The 12,036-nt window shown below is 71.1% G+C and carries 14 protein-coding genes; 10 read left to right on the top strand and 4 right to left on the bottom strand.

The features are described 5' to 3' along the window. The 7 genes from ACVFYP_RS03035 (at position 1) to ACVFYP_RS03005 (ending at position 6,118) form a co-directional block, all read left to right on the top strand. Complete coding sequence (locus ACVFYP_RS03035; RefSeq protein ID WP_499198643.1) at positions 1 to 1,149, top strand: hypothetical protein; 1,149 nt, start codon at positions 1 to 3, stop codon at positions 1,147 to 1,149. A gap of 63 nt (positions 1,150 to 1,212) precedes the next feature. Beyond that, positions 1,213 to 1,860 carry a histidine phosphatase family protein gene (locus tag ACVFYP_RS03030; RefSeq protein ID WP_499198642.1) on the top strand — a complete coding sequence of 216 codons (648 nt, stop codon included), beginning with the start codon at positions 1,213 to 1,215 and terminating at the stop codon, positions 1,858 to 1,860. A gap of 73 nt (positions 1,861 to 1,933) precedes the next feature. Next, positions 1,934 to 2,605, top strand: coding sequence for a lipid-binding SYLF domain-containing protein (locus ACVFYP_RS03025; protein ID WP_499198641.1), 672 nt, complete (start codon positions 1,934 to 1,936; stop codon positions 2,603 to 2,605). A 122-nt stretch (positions 2,606 to 2,727) separates the two neighbouring features. Beyond that, complete coding sequence (locus tag ACVFYP_RS03020; protein WP_499198640.1) at positions 2,728 to 3,672, top strand: glycosyltransferase family 2 protein; 945 nt, start codon at positions 2,728 to 2,730, stop codon at positions 3,670 to 3,672. Positions 3,673 to 3,739: 67 nt separating this feature from the next. Next, a complete protein-coding gene (locus ACVFYP_RS03015; RefSeq protein WP_499199532.1) occupies positions 3,740 to 4,087 on the top strand; it encodes an Hpt domain-containing protein in 348 nt (115 codons plus the stop codon). Between the two features lie 71 nt (positions 4,088 to 4,158). Beyond that, positions 4,159 to 5,649: a sigma-54-dependent transcriptional regulator gene (locus ACVFYP_RS03010; protein WP_499198639.1), complete on the top strand. Its 1,491-nt coding sequence runs from the start codon at positions 4,159 to 4,161 to the stop codon at positions 5,647 to 5,649. Between the two features lie 85 nt (positions 5,650 to 5,734). After that, on the top strand, positions 5,735 to 6,118 hold the full coding sequence (locus ACVFYP_RS03005) for a hypothetical protein (protein WP_499198638.1): 384 nt from the start codon (positions 5,735 to 5,737) through the stop codon (positions 6,116 to 6,118). A 12-nt stretch (positions 6,119 to 6,130) separates the two neighbouring features. Here the strand turns inward: ACVFYP_RS03005 and ACVFYP_RS03000 are convergent, their stop codons facing one another. The 3 genes from ACVFYP_RS03000 to ACVFYP_RS02990 form a co-directional block, all read right to left on the bottom strand. Continuing rightward, positions 6,131 to 6,655 (bottom strand): GNAT family N-acetyltransferase, encoded by a 525-nt coding sequence (locus ACVFYP_RS03000; RefSeq protein ID WP_499198637.1) that lies wholly within the window; start codon positions 6,653 to 6,655, stop codon positions 6,131 to 6,133. A 103-nt stretch (positions 6,656 to 6,758) separates the two neighbouring features. Next, entirely contained in the window at positions 6,759 to 7,955 is a 1,197-nt protein-coding gene (locus ACVFYP_RS02995) for an amidase (RefSeq protein WP_499198636.1), read from the bottom strand. An 82-nt stretch (positions 7,956 to 8,037) separates the two neighbouring features. Next, the gene (locus tag ACVFYP_RS02990; RefSeq protein ID WP_499198635.1) at positions 8,038 to 8,745 is read right to left on the bottom strand and encodes a GNAT family N-acetyltransferase; all 708 of its coding nucleotides are present in this window, start codon (positions 8,743 to 8,745) and stop codon (positions 8,038 to 8,040) included. Positions 8,746 to 8,887: 142 nt separating this feature from the next. Here ACVFYP_RS02990 and ACVFYP_RS02985 point away from each other — a divergent pair, with 142 nt between their 5' ends. The 3 genes from ACVFYP_RS02985 to ACVFYP_RS02975 all read left to right on the top strand — a co-directional run bounded on the left by ACVFYP_RS02985 (position 8,888) and on the right by ACVFYP_RS02975 (position 11,245). Next, entirely contained in the window at positions 8,888 to 9,700 is an 813-nt protein-coding gene (locus tag ACVFYP_RS02985) for a ferredoxin--NADP reductase (protein WP_499199531.1), read from the top strand. A 278-nt stretch (positions 9,701 to 9,978) separates the two neighbouring features. After that, positions 9,979 to 10,275: a 50S ribosomal protein L28 gene (rpmB, locus tag ACVFYP_RS02980; RefSeq protein ID WP_499198634.1), complete on the top strand. Its 297-nt coding sequence runs from the start codon at positions 9,979 to 9,981 to the stop codon at positions 10,273 to 10,275. 169 nt (positions 10,276 to 10,444) lie between these two features. Further along, the gene (locus tag ACVFYP_RS02975) at positions 10,445 to 11,245 is read left to right on the top strand and encodes a sensor histidine kinase (RefSeq protein ID WP_499198633.1); all 801 of its coding nucleotides are present in this window, start codon (positions 10,445 to 10,447) and stop codon (positions 11,243 to 11,245) included. Here ACVFYP_RS02975 and ACVFYP_RS02970 read toward each other — a convergent pair whose 3' ends face one another. Beyond that, complete coding sequence (locus ACVFYP_RS02970) at positions 11,246 to 12,013, bottom strand: esterase-like activity of phytase family protein (RefSeq protein WP_499199530.1); 768 nt, start codon at positions 12,011 to 12,013, stop codon at positions 11,246 to 11,248. Positions 12,014 to 12,036 lie beyond the last annotated feature (23 nt).

The following is a 12,036-nucleotide window of genomic DNA, read 5'->3' as shown; positions in this document are numbered from 1 at the left end:
ATGAGGGATATGGAAGGCGACCGGCGTTCCGTTGGCGTGCGCGCGGCGGCGGAGTTGGCGGCGCTGGTGCGCGAAAGCGTCGCCGCCCATGCGGTGCGGGACGTGCTGCATCTGCGCCTGGCCGCCATGGGTCCGGAACTGCGCCGGCCGCATCACCAGCGCCTGCTGCGCGCTGCCCTGGAACCGGTTCTGGCAGCGGCGCGCACGCGGGTCTTCGACCTGCCCAATGGCGATGTGATCGCCATCGCCCCGCCGCCGGGGCTGGCGCTGGAACATGCCCGCCAGGCGCTGCTGCGCACGCTGGATGCGGGGGCTGCGGACGCGGTGCAGTCGATGCGCCTGCCGGAGGGCGCCGCCCGGCTGCTGGCCATCACGGCGGACAGCCTGGGCCTGACGGAGCACCACGCCCCCGCGCAAAGCAGCGCCGCCACCGCGCCCATCACCAGCTTCGACCTCGCCATGGCCGAGCGATCCCTGGCCCAGGCGGATCTGGAGGCGATGACCCTGGTCCAGTCTGTCTGTCTGCTGGACCCGGATGGCGCCGCGGCCGAACCGCTGTGGGAGGATCGGCGCATCGTCTGGGCCAGCCTGGGAGAGGCCGTGCTGCCCGGCATCGACCTGACCGAATCCCCCCTGCGGCGCCGGCTCGCACGGCTCGCGGAAGCGCGGATGCTGGCGGAGATCGGTCGCCCGGCGGCGCAGCTCGGCAGCCGGCGTATCGGCCTGCCGGTGGCGCCGGCGACCATCGCCTCCGCCGCCTTCGGCCGCTTCGATGCCGGCCTGCCGGCCGGGCGGCGGCAGGATATCACCCTGGCCTTCCGCCCCGCCGAAGTGCTGGCCGACCCCGCCGCCTTCGCCCTGGCCCGCGACACGGCGCGCAGCCGTGGCTACCGCCTGGCGCTGGATGACGCGCCGGTGGAGCTGCTGGAGACGTTGCCGCCGGATCGCCTCGGCATCGACCTGGTGCGGCTGCGCTGGTCGCCGGATCTGCCGGTCGCCACGCCCCCGGCCCTCGCCCTGCTGCTGCAACGCCCCGATGGCATCGTGCTGAGCGGGGTGGACCGGCCAGCGGCCATCGCCTGGGGTTGGGAGGTCGGCATCCGCCATTTCCAGGGCCCGCTGGTGGAGCGCCGCCGCGGCCTGCTGTGACGCCGCGCGAATCCCGCCCGCCGGGTGATTTCCCCGGCCCCGCAGTTGGGATAGATCGGCGCTGTGCAAATCACCCGACTCTTTCTCGTCCGTCACGCGCTGGTGGAGCCCTCCGCCCGTGCCGTCGTCTATGGCAGCATGGATGTGGGGCTCTGCGAGCTGGCCCTGCGGCAGGAGGCCGCGGCCTATCGCTGGCTGGCCGCCCGGCTGCCGGAGGGGGCGCGCTGGGTGGTAACGCCGCTGTCCCGCACCCGTGCCACCGCCGCCGCCATCTTCGCCGCCGGCCATGCCGAGGCGCCGCTGGAGGTGGAGCCCGACCTCGCCGAGCAATATCTCGGCGAATGGCAGGGCCTGTCGCATGAACGCTTCGCCGAGCTGATCCGCCACCCGCCGCACCCCTTCTGGCCGCATGCGGGGGAGGAGAAGCCGCCCGGCGGGGAATCCTTCGCCGAGGTGGTGGAGCGGGTGTCGGCGACCCTGGAACGGCTGGTGCGGGAAACGCCGGACGGCGACATCGTGATCGTCGCGCATGGCGGGTCGATCCGCGCCGCCATCGCCCAGGCCATGGGGCTGACGCCGCATCAGGCGCTGATCTTTTCCATCAAGAACCTCTCCCTCACCCGGCTGGAACGCCATGGCCCCGATTGGCGCGTGGCGGCGGTGAATGAGGAACCCTTCACCCTGCCGGTGGCGGCCGCTTCGCCCGTCTGAGCCGCTTCACCTTGGACACCCCCGCCCCGCTCATGTAGATTGAGCGCTGACATAGGGTTGTGGGGGGCTTTTCATGTTCCGTGGAATGATGCTCGCCATCGGGCTTCTGTGGACCCTGCCTGCTGCGGCGCAGCAGGAGGAGCAGGCGCTGGTGGATCGCGCCACGCTGACGGTGCAGGAGCTGATGACCAGCGGCGACACCGCGCGCGATGCAGTGGGCTTCCTGCAAAGGGCACGGGCCGTGATGGTCTGCCCGCGCGTCTTCCGCGCCGGCTTCATCCTGGGCGGTGAGGGCGGGTCCTGCGTGCTGGTGGGGCGTGACGGGGCGGGCTCCTGGTCCTCGCCGGCCTTCTATGGCCTCGGCTCCGGCAGCTTCGGCCTGCAGATCGGCGTGCAGGACGCCATGGTCGCGATGATGATCATGACCGATCGCGGCCTGCAGGCGGTGATGGACAGCCAGTTCAAGATCGGCGCCGACGCCGCCATCGCGCTGGCCACCATTGGCGGCGGCATCCAGGGCAGCACCACCGCCGCGGCGGGCGCCGATATCGTGGCGGTGGCCAAGGCGCGTGGCCTTTTCGCCGGCATCTCCCTCGCCGGCTCCGTCATGTCCTACCGGTCGGAGTCCGCGCGGGCCTATTATGGGCGCGACTATTCCGCCCGGCAGATCGTGGTGTCCATGGAAGCCCACAACCCCGGTTCCGACCCGCTGCGGGCGATGCTGCTGCGCTACGGCGCCCGCTGATCCTCGGTTCAGCGTCCGGCTGATTCGCATTTTGCGACGCAAACTGCCGGTATGCTTCCTGCACGGCCCTGCCTGGTCGGATCCCACCCCCGGGACCCGGCGATGCAGAACAAGAGGCCGCCGTGCACCCCCAGCCCAGGCTCAGCGTCGTCATCCCCACCCGCAATGCCCTGCGCTGGCTTCCGGGCGCCATCGCCTCCCTCGGTGCGCAGTCCTGGCTGGAGATCCTGGTCGTCGATGACGGGTCGGAGGATGGGACCGGCGCCTATCTGCGCGGCCTCGCCCTGTCGGATCCGCGCATCCGGCCGCTGACCACCCCGGGCACCGGCCCCGCCGCGGCTCGCAATGCTGGCCTTGCCGCGGCCCAGGCGCCGCTCATCGCCTTCCTGGATGCGGATGACCGCTGGCGTCGCGGCAAGATCGAACGGCAGATGGAGCTGCATCGGCTTTATCCCGATATCGGCTTCTCCTTCACCGACCACCGCAGCTTCGCCGAGGACGGCGCCGAGCTGCCCGGCGGCTTCAGCCGCTTCCCGCATTTCGCCGGCCGGCACGCCATGCGCCAGGAGGCCTTCATCCTGGACCACGACGCCCAGGCGATGATCTATGCCGAACCGCTGGTCGCCACCTCCACCGTCATGGCGCGGACCAGCCTGCTGCGCGCCGTGGGCGGCTTCAACACGCAGCTCCAGCGCGCCGAGGACTGGGACCTGTGGCTGCATCTGGCGGCCTGCGCCCCGGTGGGCTGTCTGCCCCGCCCCCTGGCCGACCGCCTGATTCGCGCGATGGACCCGGAAGGCACAGAAGGCGCCGCGCGCCGCGTGGCGCATCACCGGGTCGCCGATGCCTATGCCGCGGCGGTCAGCCGGCTGGATGACGGGGCGCTGCGCCTCTGCCGCACCAGCCAGTTGGCGCTGGAGGCCGATGGCGCGGCGATGGCCGGCCGGCGGGTGCAGGCGGCGATGCTGCGCCTTTCGGCCTTCGCCCAGCAGCCGAGCCGGGACATGGCCCGGGCGGCCGCCTGGGACCTGTTCGGCATCCGCGGCGCGGCCCAGCGGGTTCCCTGATGACACCGGATCTCCCGCGACGGTCGAATGCGTTGACCCCATCGCTACGCAATGCGAGAGGTTGGATGTGAACGCCATAGACCCGGATATCGCCGGACAGCTCGCCTCGGATCTGCCGCGCGACGATTTCGTGCGGATCATCCGCACCTTCGAGGACGATCTGGGCCGGCTCGCCCAGCTGCTGGAAGCTGCCGTCGCCGCCGGCGACGAGGCGGGCTATCGGCAGGCTGCGCACAGCCTGGCCGGCGCCGCCGCGGCGGTCGGCGCCCTGCGGCTGGAGCACGTGGCCAGGATCGCCATGGACCCTCGCAACACGTCCGATCCGCGCGCGCTGTCGCAGCAGGTCCGGCAGGAGGCCGCCGCCGCGCTGGCCGAACTCGCGGCCCTGGCGGACAATCCCCCGGGCGGCGACTGATGCGGCGCGCAGGACGTCGCGCGGCCTTTCCCGAAGCCGGCGCGACATCCGGGACAGGACAGTAGGTCCCCATGCCCCCTGCCGCCGCGCGGGTCCTGATCGTCGAGGATACGCCAACCCAGGCTGAGGTCGCGCGCGCCCTGCTGCGCGACCTGGGGCATGAGATCCGCCTGGCCGAGACCGGCGCGGCGGCAGTGGAACAGGGGCTCGCCTGGCGGCCCGACGCCATCCTGATGGACCTCGAACTCCCGGATTTCTCGGGCTTCGAGGCGATGCGCCGGCTGCGCGCCGAAGGGGTCGAGGCCGCCATCATCGTCGTCACCGCGCATGGCAGCGTGAACCATGCGGTGGAGGCGATGCGCGAAGGCGCGGTGGACTTCATCGTCAAGCCCTTCGCCAAGACCCGCCTGACCGTCACCCTGCAGAACGCGCTGGAGAAGCGCGCGCTGGCGACCGAGTTGCGGGAGGTGAAGGCGCGGCTCAACCGGGACCGCTTCTTCGGCTTCATCGGCGGCTCCCCCGCCATGCAGGCGGTCTACCGCACCATCGAGAGCGTCGCCGCCAGCAAGGCGAATGTCTTCATCACCGGCGAAAGCGGCACCGGCAAGGAGCTGGCGGCCGAGGCGGTCCACCGCGCCAGCCCCCGCCGGACCCGCCCCTTCATCGCCCTGAACTGCGCCGCCATTCCCCGCGACCTGCTGGAATCGGAAATCTTCGGCCATGTGAAGGGCGCCTTCACCGGCGCCACCGAAACCCGCCAGGGTGCCGCCCGGCTGGCCGATGGCGGCACGCTGTTCCTCGATGAGATCGGCGAGATGCCGGTCGAGATGCAGGTGAAGCTGCTGCGCTTCGTGCAGACCGGCAGCTTCCAGCCGGTCGGCGCCTCCCGCCCCGAAAGGGTCGATGTGCGGATCGTCTCCGCCACCAACCGGGACCCCTGGGCGGAGGTGGAGGCCGGGCGGTTCCGGGAGGATCTGTACTACCGCCTCTATGTCGTGCCGGTGGAGATGCCGCCGCTGCGCGAACGCGGTGACGACACGCTGCTGATCGCCCGCCATTTCCTGTCGCTGTTCGCCCGGGAGGAGGGCAAGCGCTTCCGCGGCTTTACGGCGGAGGCCGAGCGGGTGCTGGCGAACTACAACTGGCCCGGCAATGTGCGCCAGTTGCAAAATGCGATGCGGAATATCGTCGTGCTGCATGACGGCGACCGGGTGGAGCGGTCCATGCTGCCGCCGATGCTGCTGCGCGCAGCGCCCGCCCGCGCTGCCCCGCCACCCCCGATGGACGATGGCCCGGCCCTCCCCGCGCCAGCCGAAGCTCCCGAGCCACCTCACGAGGCTACCGTGGAGGCCCCGGCTGAACCCGCGGCCGAACCGCCGATGGCCACCCTGCCCTGGGAGCCACCGCGCGAGCCGGAGGCGGTTCTGCCGCTGGCGGAGGTCGAGCGGCGCTATATCCTGGCCGTGCTGGACCAGACCGGGCAGGATGTTCCCCGCTCCGCCGCCCTGCTCGGCGTCAACCCTTCGACCATCTATCGCAAGCTACAATCCTGGCGAAGCTGAGGATCGGCTGGAACCTGTCCGGGCCTTCGCCACTTGATAGCGACATCCGGAATTCCTGGGGCATGAAGCGCCGCGAGGAGAGATCATGGACGTGATGCGGACACTGGCGGATTACAGCATCCGCCGCGCACTGGGCTTCGCCGGGTTCGGCGTGCTGACCCTGATGCTGGCACTGTCCTTCGACATGGGGCTGGCGCTGCGCACGGGTGGGGAGTTGCTGGCCCTGATCTGTCTCGGCCTGATCTGGTGCGCCTGGCGCGCGCCACGCCGCAACATGCGGCGCAGCGAACTTGGCATACTCGTGGCGGAACACGCCCCCGCCCGGCTGCGCGGCCTGTCGGCCAGCGAAGCGCAGCGCATGATGGCGGAGGCGTTGCGCCAGCGCCTGCTGTGGCACGCCGAACAGGTGGGCTTCACGGCGCTGGCGCTTTGGCTGGCCGCGCTGGTGCTGCGGCTGGTGATTGGCTGAGGCGGCGCGGCGTCAGCCCAGATCTGGCAGCGTGCGGTCGCCCTCGCCCAGGGCGCGCTGCATGAAGACCACATCGACCCAGCGGCCGAATTTCAACCCGGCCGCCTTCAGCACGCCTGCCTGGCGAAAGCCGAGCGAGACGTGCAGGCCGATGGAGCCGACATTCTCCGAATCGCCGATCACCGCCAGCATCTGCCGGAAACCACAATCCGTCGCGCGGCGCAGCAGCACCTCGACCAGCGCCTTGCCGACCCCCTGCCCCCGAACATCGTCCCGCACATAGATCGAGTTCTCGGCGGCGAAGCGATAGGCGGAGCGGTCGCGGAACTGGTTGAAATAGGCGTAGCCGATGACGACCCCCTCCAGCTCCGCCACCAGCCAGGCCCAGCCCGCCGCCTGCACCTTGGCGATGCGTGCCTGCATGTCGGCGGAACTCGGCGGTTCCTCCTCGAATGTGCCGGTGCCGACCAGCACGTGATGGGCATAGATCGCGGTGATGGCGGGCAGGTCGGCCGCGGTCGCATCGCGGATCAGCATGTGGCGAGTATCCCAGGATCAGCGTCGAACTCAGGACTACAGCAATACCGGCTTCGACGGTATCGCCCTCCGCGCATTCAACCGGGCGTCATACGAGCAGGCATCAGACCGGCAGGCGCAGCGCCGCCGCCACCCGTTCCGCGACCGCCAGCAGCGCCCTGTCGCGCCCCGGCGCGGCCACCAGCGACAGGCCGATGGGCGCGCCATCCACCTTGGCGGCCGGCAGGGTGACCTCGCAGAGCCCGGCCAGGCCAGCGATGGCGGTGACGCCCATGCTCCTCTCCCGCACCGCCTGCTGCGCCTCCGCGCCCGCATCCAGCTTCGGCGCCGGCACCGGGGAGGTCGGGTAAACCAGCACCGCGCCGCCGGCCAGCAGCGCGCGCAGGCGCTGGCTGAAGCCCTGGCGGAACTGTCGCGCGGCGGCCGCCAGAACGGGGTCCGTGGCCTTGGCCGCGGCGAAGCGTTCGCCGACGCCCGGGCCGAAGGCGGGGCCAGTGGCCTCGACCCAACTGCCGAGGCTGGACCAGGCCTCCTCCGCCTGGGCCGCGCGGAAATTCTCATAAAGCTGCGGCAGGCCTTCGGGGGCCAGGCTGATCGCCAGGCAGGGACCCAGCACCTGCTCCACCTTGGCCAGCGCGGCGACCAGGGCGGTGGCGGTCTGCGGCACGGCGTTCATCCAGGCTTCCTGCACCTTGATGAGCGGGCCAAGGGCGGAATCGCCCCCGCCGGGCAGCAGCACCTCCCCCACCTGGCGCAGCACGCTGGCCTTGGCGGCGAACCAGCCGGCCGTGTCGAAGCTGGGGCCGAGCGGGCAGGCGCCGGTCAGGTTCACCGCGCCCCAGGAGGGGCGGATGCCGAAAACCCCGCAATAGCTGGCCGGAATCCGCACCGACCCGCCGGTGTCGCTGCCCAGCGCGAAATCGACCAGGCCGGCCGCCACCGCGGCGGCGGACCCGCAGGAGGATCCGCCCGGGAAGCGGTCCGGCGCGGCGGGGTTGATCGGCGTGCCGTACCAGACATTCTCGCCGCTCAGCCCATAGGCCAGCTCCACCGTCTTGGTCTTGCCGCGCAGGCTGGCGCCGGCCTGGAGCAACGCCTGGATGATGGGCGCGGTGGCCGCGGCGGGGGGATGGGTACGGGCCCAGTCGGGATTGCCATAGCCGGTGGTGACCCCGGCCACGTCGAACAGATCCTTGACCGCGAAATCCAGCCCGGCGAGCGGCCCCTCCGCCGCCCCGGCCAGCTCCACCCTGGGACCGGGAACGAAAGCGCCGACCTGGTCGTCAATGGCACGCGGCATGGCAAGGCCTCCGTCTCAACCCGCGCGAGGAGGAGCGGCGGGTCGGATTTTCTACCGCAGGGCGATGACGCGATCCACTCCCTCAGCCCGCCAGGGTCGCCTGGCTGAGGGACGTCCGTGGCCGCTGCTGATGGTCCCAATTGGCATCGTCCAGCCAGGCGGCGATGCGGTCGCGGCGCGCCGGCCATTCCTCCGCCAGGATGGAGAAGAAGGCGGTGTCGCGGCGCCGCCCCTTCACCACCAGATGCGCCCGCAACTCCCCCTCATAGATGAATCCGAGCCGGGCCGCGGCGCGGCGGGAGGGCGCGTTGAGAGCGTTGCATTTCCAGACCAGGCGGCGATAGCCGAGGTCGTCCATGGCGTGGCGCATCAGCAGGAACATCGCCTCCGTCGCCGCGCGGGTCCGCTGCAGGCGGGGGGAGAACCAGATATGGCCGATCTCGATCGCCGCATTGGCGGGCTGGATTTCCATCAGGGTCAGCCAGCCGGAGACGGCGCCGCTGGTATGCGGCCGGATCGCCCAGGCCATCGGGTCGTGCTGCGCGGCGAAGGCGGCCACATGCCGGCGCATCGCCTCGGCATCCGCGAAGGGGCCATAGCCCATATAGGCCCAGCCATCGCCGCGCGCATCGGCCTGGGCGGCATCCCACAGCTCGGCGGCGTGGCGCAGCGCCAGCGGCTCCAGCGTCACCGCGTGGCCGCGATGCGGGATGCGGGCGGGCAGCGGGCGGGGGGTCGCATCGACGATCTCGCCAACGGGGGGAAGCCCAGTAGGGGGAAGTTCTGTCATCGGTCAGGGGCCGGTCCTGCTATGTCGTCCACACCATGCCGCAGCGCGCGCGGCGCGGCGAGACGCCGGGCGCGAAACGGCCCTGCGATGTCCTGCCCGCAATCGCATTGCAGCAAGGCCGGCGATGTCGCATATCGACGGAATGTCCTCCCCCAGCGCCCCGCCGCAGATCGCGGCCGCCCCGCCCGGGTTCTTCCTGGAACGGGTGCTGACCGTCCATCACTGGACGGACCGGCTGTTCTCCTTCACCTGCACGCGGGACCCGACCTTCCGCTTCGTGGCCGGGCAGTTCGCCATGATCGGCCTGATGGTCGCGGGCAAGCCTCTGGTCCGGGCCTATTCCCTGGTCAGCCCGCCCTGGGAGGAGACGTTGGAATTCCTCTCCATCAAGGTGCAGGACGGCCCGCTGACCTCTCGCCTGCAGCATGTCGTGCCGGGCGATGGGGTACTGATCGGCCGCAAGGCCACCGGCACGCTGGTGATCGAGAACCTGCTGCCCGGCGGCACGCTGTGGCTGTTTGCCACCGGCACCGGCCTCGCCCCCTTCCTCAGCCTGATCCGCGACCCGGACACCTATGACCGCTTCGACCGCATCGTCGTGGTCCATACCGTGCGCCAGGTGGCCGAGCTGGCCTATCGGGAGCTGATCTCCGCCGAGCTTCCGGGGCATGAATTGCTGGGCGAGATGGCGCAGGAGAAGCTGCTGTACTATCCGAGCGTGACGCGGGAGCCCTTTCCCAACCAGGGCCGCGTGACGACGCTGATCGAGACCGGCAAGATCAACGCCGATCTCGGCCTGCCGCCGATCTCGCCCGAGCGCGACCGGGCCATGCTCTGCGGCAGTGAGGCGATGAACGCCGATATGCGGGTGCTGCTGGAACAGCGCGGCTTCACCGAGGGCGCGAACAACCGCCCGGCCACCTTCGTGGTGGAGAAGGCCTTCGTCACCAAGTAACGCCAAATCCCGGTGATCGTGACCGATCACCGCCTCAATCGCCGGCTTGGCTACGCGCCAGTTGGCGCGGCGCCCATTCGGGCGCTCGGCCAGCTTCGCTGGCCGCAGGCTCCGAATGGGACTGAAATAGCCCCGCCGCGGCCCCGGCAATCGGGTCCGCGGCCTTGACGGGCGGGGCACGATCCGCGATACGCCCCGTCTCCGGACCACCTCCGCGCTCGGCCGCCTGGCCCCTTCGGCCCAGGACCCCTGCGTGTGCTTTTCGGGATTGAAGTGTCATGGCCCGCCGCTGCGGTATCACCGGCAAGGGCGTGCTGACGGGTAACAACGTCAGCCACGCCAACAACAAGACGCGCCGGCGTTTCCTGCCCAACATGCAGGAGACCTCGTTCTTCTCTGACATCCTCGGCACGCCCGTCCGGATGCGCCTTTCGGTGAATGGCATCCGCACCGTCGAGCACAATGGCGGCCTGGACTCGTTCCTGCTCAGCACGCCGAATCGCCGCCTGCCGGTCGAGGCGCAGGTGCTGAAGCGCCGGTTGGAGCGCGCGCGGGACAAGAAGGCCGCGGCCTGACTTTGGCAGCGGGGCACCCATCGTGCCCCGCCGCAACGCCGTCTCTACGTGCAGATTGACGGCGTCGATGCCTGCTGCGTATATGAGCTACCAGTATCACAAATCTGTGATAGTTTCTCTGGTGGCACGTTAACCCTCAGGAAACCCTCGCCGAGCCACGTTGCCGGCGATGTGGACTGATCATACCCTCCTTCTTGTTCTGTTGCTGGGCGGCGCGCCGATCCTCGCCGGGTTCCGGCTGCACGTCGCCTTCGGCAATGCGCGTGCGCGGGTAACCTCCGCCGAGCGGCTGGCCGCCGCGCGCGGCCGCTGCCTGTCCCTCGCCGCACAGGAACTGCGCGGTCCAGGACTGGCGCTGATGGCTGCTGTGGATACCGACCGGCCGGGCGCTCACGACTCCACCCAGATCGAGGCTGTGGCGCAGCAGTTGCTGCGACTCGCCGACGACCTTGCCGACTTCGCCACGGAGCCCGCCCCGCGCAGCCTGCATGAGGCCCCTGCCCTGCTCGGCCCGGTGATCGACGCCGCGATCGCCAATGTCACCGCCCAGCTTCGCCCGGGGCGGCGCCACTGGAAAATCGCCGCCGATCTGCGAGCCTTGACGGTGCGGGCCGATCGCCGGGCCCTGGAAGCCGCCCTGTCCGCCCTTCTGCGCCGCGCCGCGCGGCATTCCCGCGACGGCGACGTGGTCGCGCTGCGCCATGTGCTGGGGACGGAAACCGTCGCCATCGTCGTCGAGGATGAAGGGGATGGCCTGCCAGCCCAGGATCTGGTGCTGGAGGCTGCGAGCGGCTCGCTCTCCGCCCCGGTCGGCACCAACAACGGCACCCGCGGCCTCGACCTGGGGCTGACCCTGGCGCGCTCCCTCGCCGTGGCGCATGGCGGCGATATCCGACTGGAAACGGCGCCGGGCATCGGCGCGCGCGCCTGGCTGACCCTGCCGCGCGCCAGGCTGCTGCGCACCGCCTGATCAAGGCTCCAGCGTGAAGACCAGCAGGATGGTCGCCTGCAGCAGGCTCTCATTGTCGTCCGAGATCACCGCCACCAGCAGGCGCCCCTGCCAGGGCAGCACGGCCACGCCCTCATAATTGTCGATCGGCAGTGGCGCGGCGAAGCGCAGCAGCTCCTCCCCGATCAGCACGGGTGCCGCCCAGGCCTGGGGACGCAGCCGCACCAGCCGGCCGGAAAAGCCCCCGAACAGGCTGAAGCCGCGTTCCAGTACCAGGGCCCCGCCATCCGGCAGCGGCGCGGCATCCACCGGCTCGAGACCCGGCGCAGGGCGGTAGGACAGGCGCTGCCAGCCCTGCGGCCCGCCGATCCAGCCCTGCCGGTCCCCCGGCGCGCCCGGCGGTGCGAGTCCCTCCGACAGCGCCAGCCAGCGGCCATCCGCCAGCACGGCCAGCGACTCCAGCGCCGCATTGCGCGGCGAGGCCTCAAGCCCCGGCGGCGTCGGCACATGCAGGCCAGGGCCATCCAGGTCGCGATAACGGCGAATGCGGTGCCAGCGCTCGAATCCCACGAGCCAGCTGCCATCCGGCAGCCGGGCCAGCGCCTCGGCATCGGCGGTGTGTCCCGGCGGCAGGGCGCGCCCGGCGCCATCCCGCAGCGAACCGCGGCGCAGCAGGGACAGGCCGAGCGGCCGCCCGGCCTGGTCCAGCGCCAGCCGCATCTCTGCGAATCGGCCGCGATCGCTGATGGTGGTGAGGGTCAGGTCGGGCGCCAGATGCAGGCCGGACAGCCCGCCGAAGCCCAGGACGCCGG

It is taken from the genome of Roseomonas sp. F4 (assembly GCF_053891155.1).
The sequence above is the reverse complement of the archived record's forward strand: the minus strand, read 5'-3'. Positions and strand labels throughout refer to the sequence as shown.

Coding starts and splice junctions, on each gene's coding strand:
- ACVFYP_RS03035 (WP_499198643.1), top strand. CDS start 1: ATGAGGGATATGGAAGGCGACCGGCGTTCCGTTGGCGTGCGCGCGGCG.
- ACVFYP_RS02990 (WP_499198635.1), bottom strand. CDS start 8,745: ATGACAGAACTTCCCCCTACTGGGCTTCCCCCCGTTGGCGAGATCGTC.
- ACVFYP_RS02985 (WP_499199531.1), top strand. CDS start 8,888: ATGTCCTCCCCCAGCGCCCCGCCGCAGATCGCGGCCGCCCCGCCCGGG.
- ACVFYP_RS02995 (WP_499198636.1), bottom strand. CDS start 7,955: ATGCCGCGTGCCATTGACGACCAGGTCGGCGCTTTCGTTCCCGGTCCC.
- ACVFYP_RS03005 (WP_499198638.1), top strand. CDS start 5,735: ATGGACGTGATGCGGACACTGGCGGATTACAGCATCCGCCGCGCACTG.
- ACVFYP_RS02975 (WP_499198633.1), top strand. CDS start 10,445: ATGTGGACTGATCATACCCTCCTTCTTGTTCTGTTGCTGGGCGGCGCG.
- ACVFYP_RS03025 (WP_499198641.1), top strand. CDS start 1,934: ATGTTCCGTGGAATGATGCTCGCCATCGGGCTTCTGTGGACCCTGCCT.
- rpmB (WP_499198634.1), top strand. CDS start 9,979: ATGGCCCGCCGCTGCGGTATCACCGGCAAGGGCGTGCTGACGGGTAAC.
- ACVFYP_RS03000 (WP_499198637.1), bottom strand. CDS start 6,655: ATGCTGATCCGCGATGCGACCGCGGCCGACCTGCCCGCCATCACCGCG.
- ACVFYP_RS03010 (WP_499198639.1), top strand. CDS start 4,159: ATGCCCCCTGCCGCCGCGCGGGTCCTGATCGTCGAGGATACGCCAACC.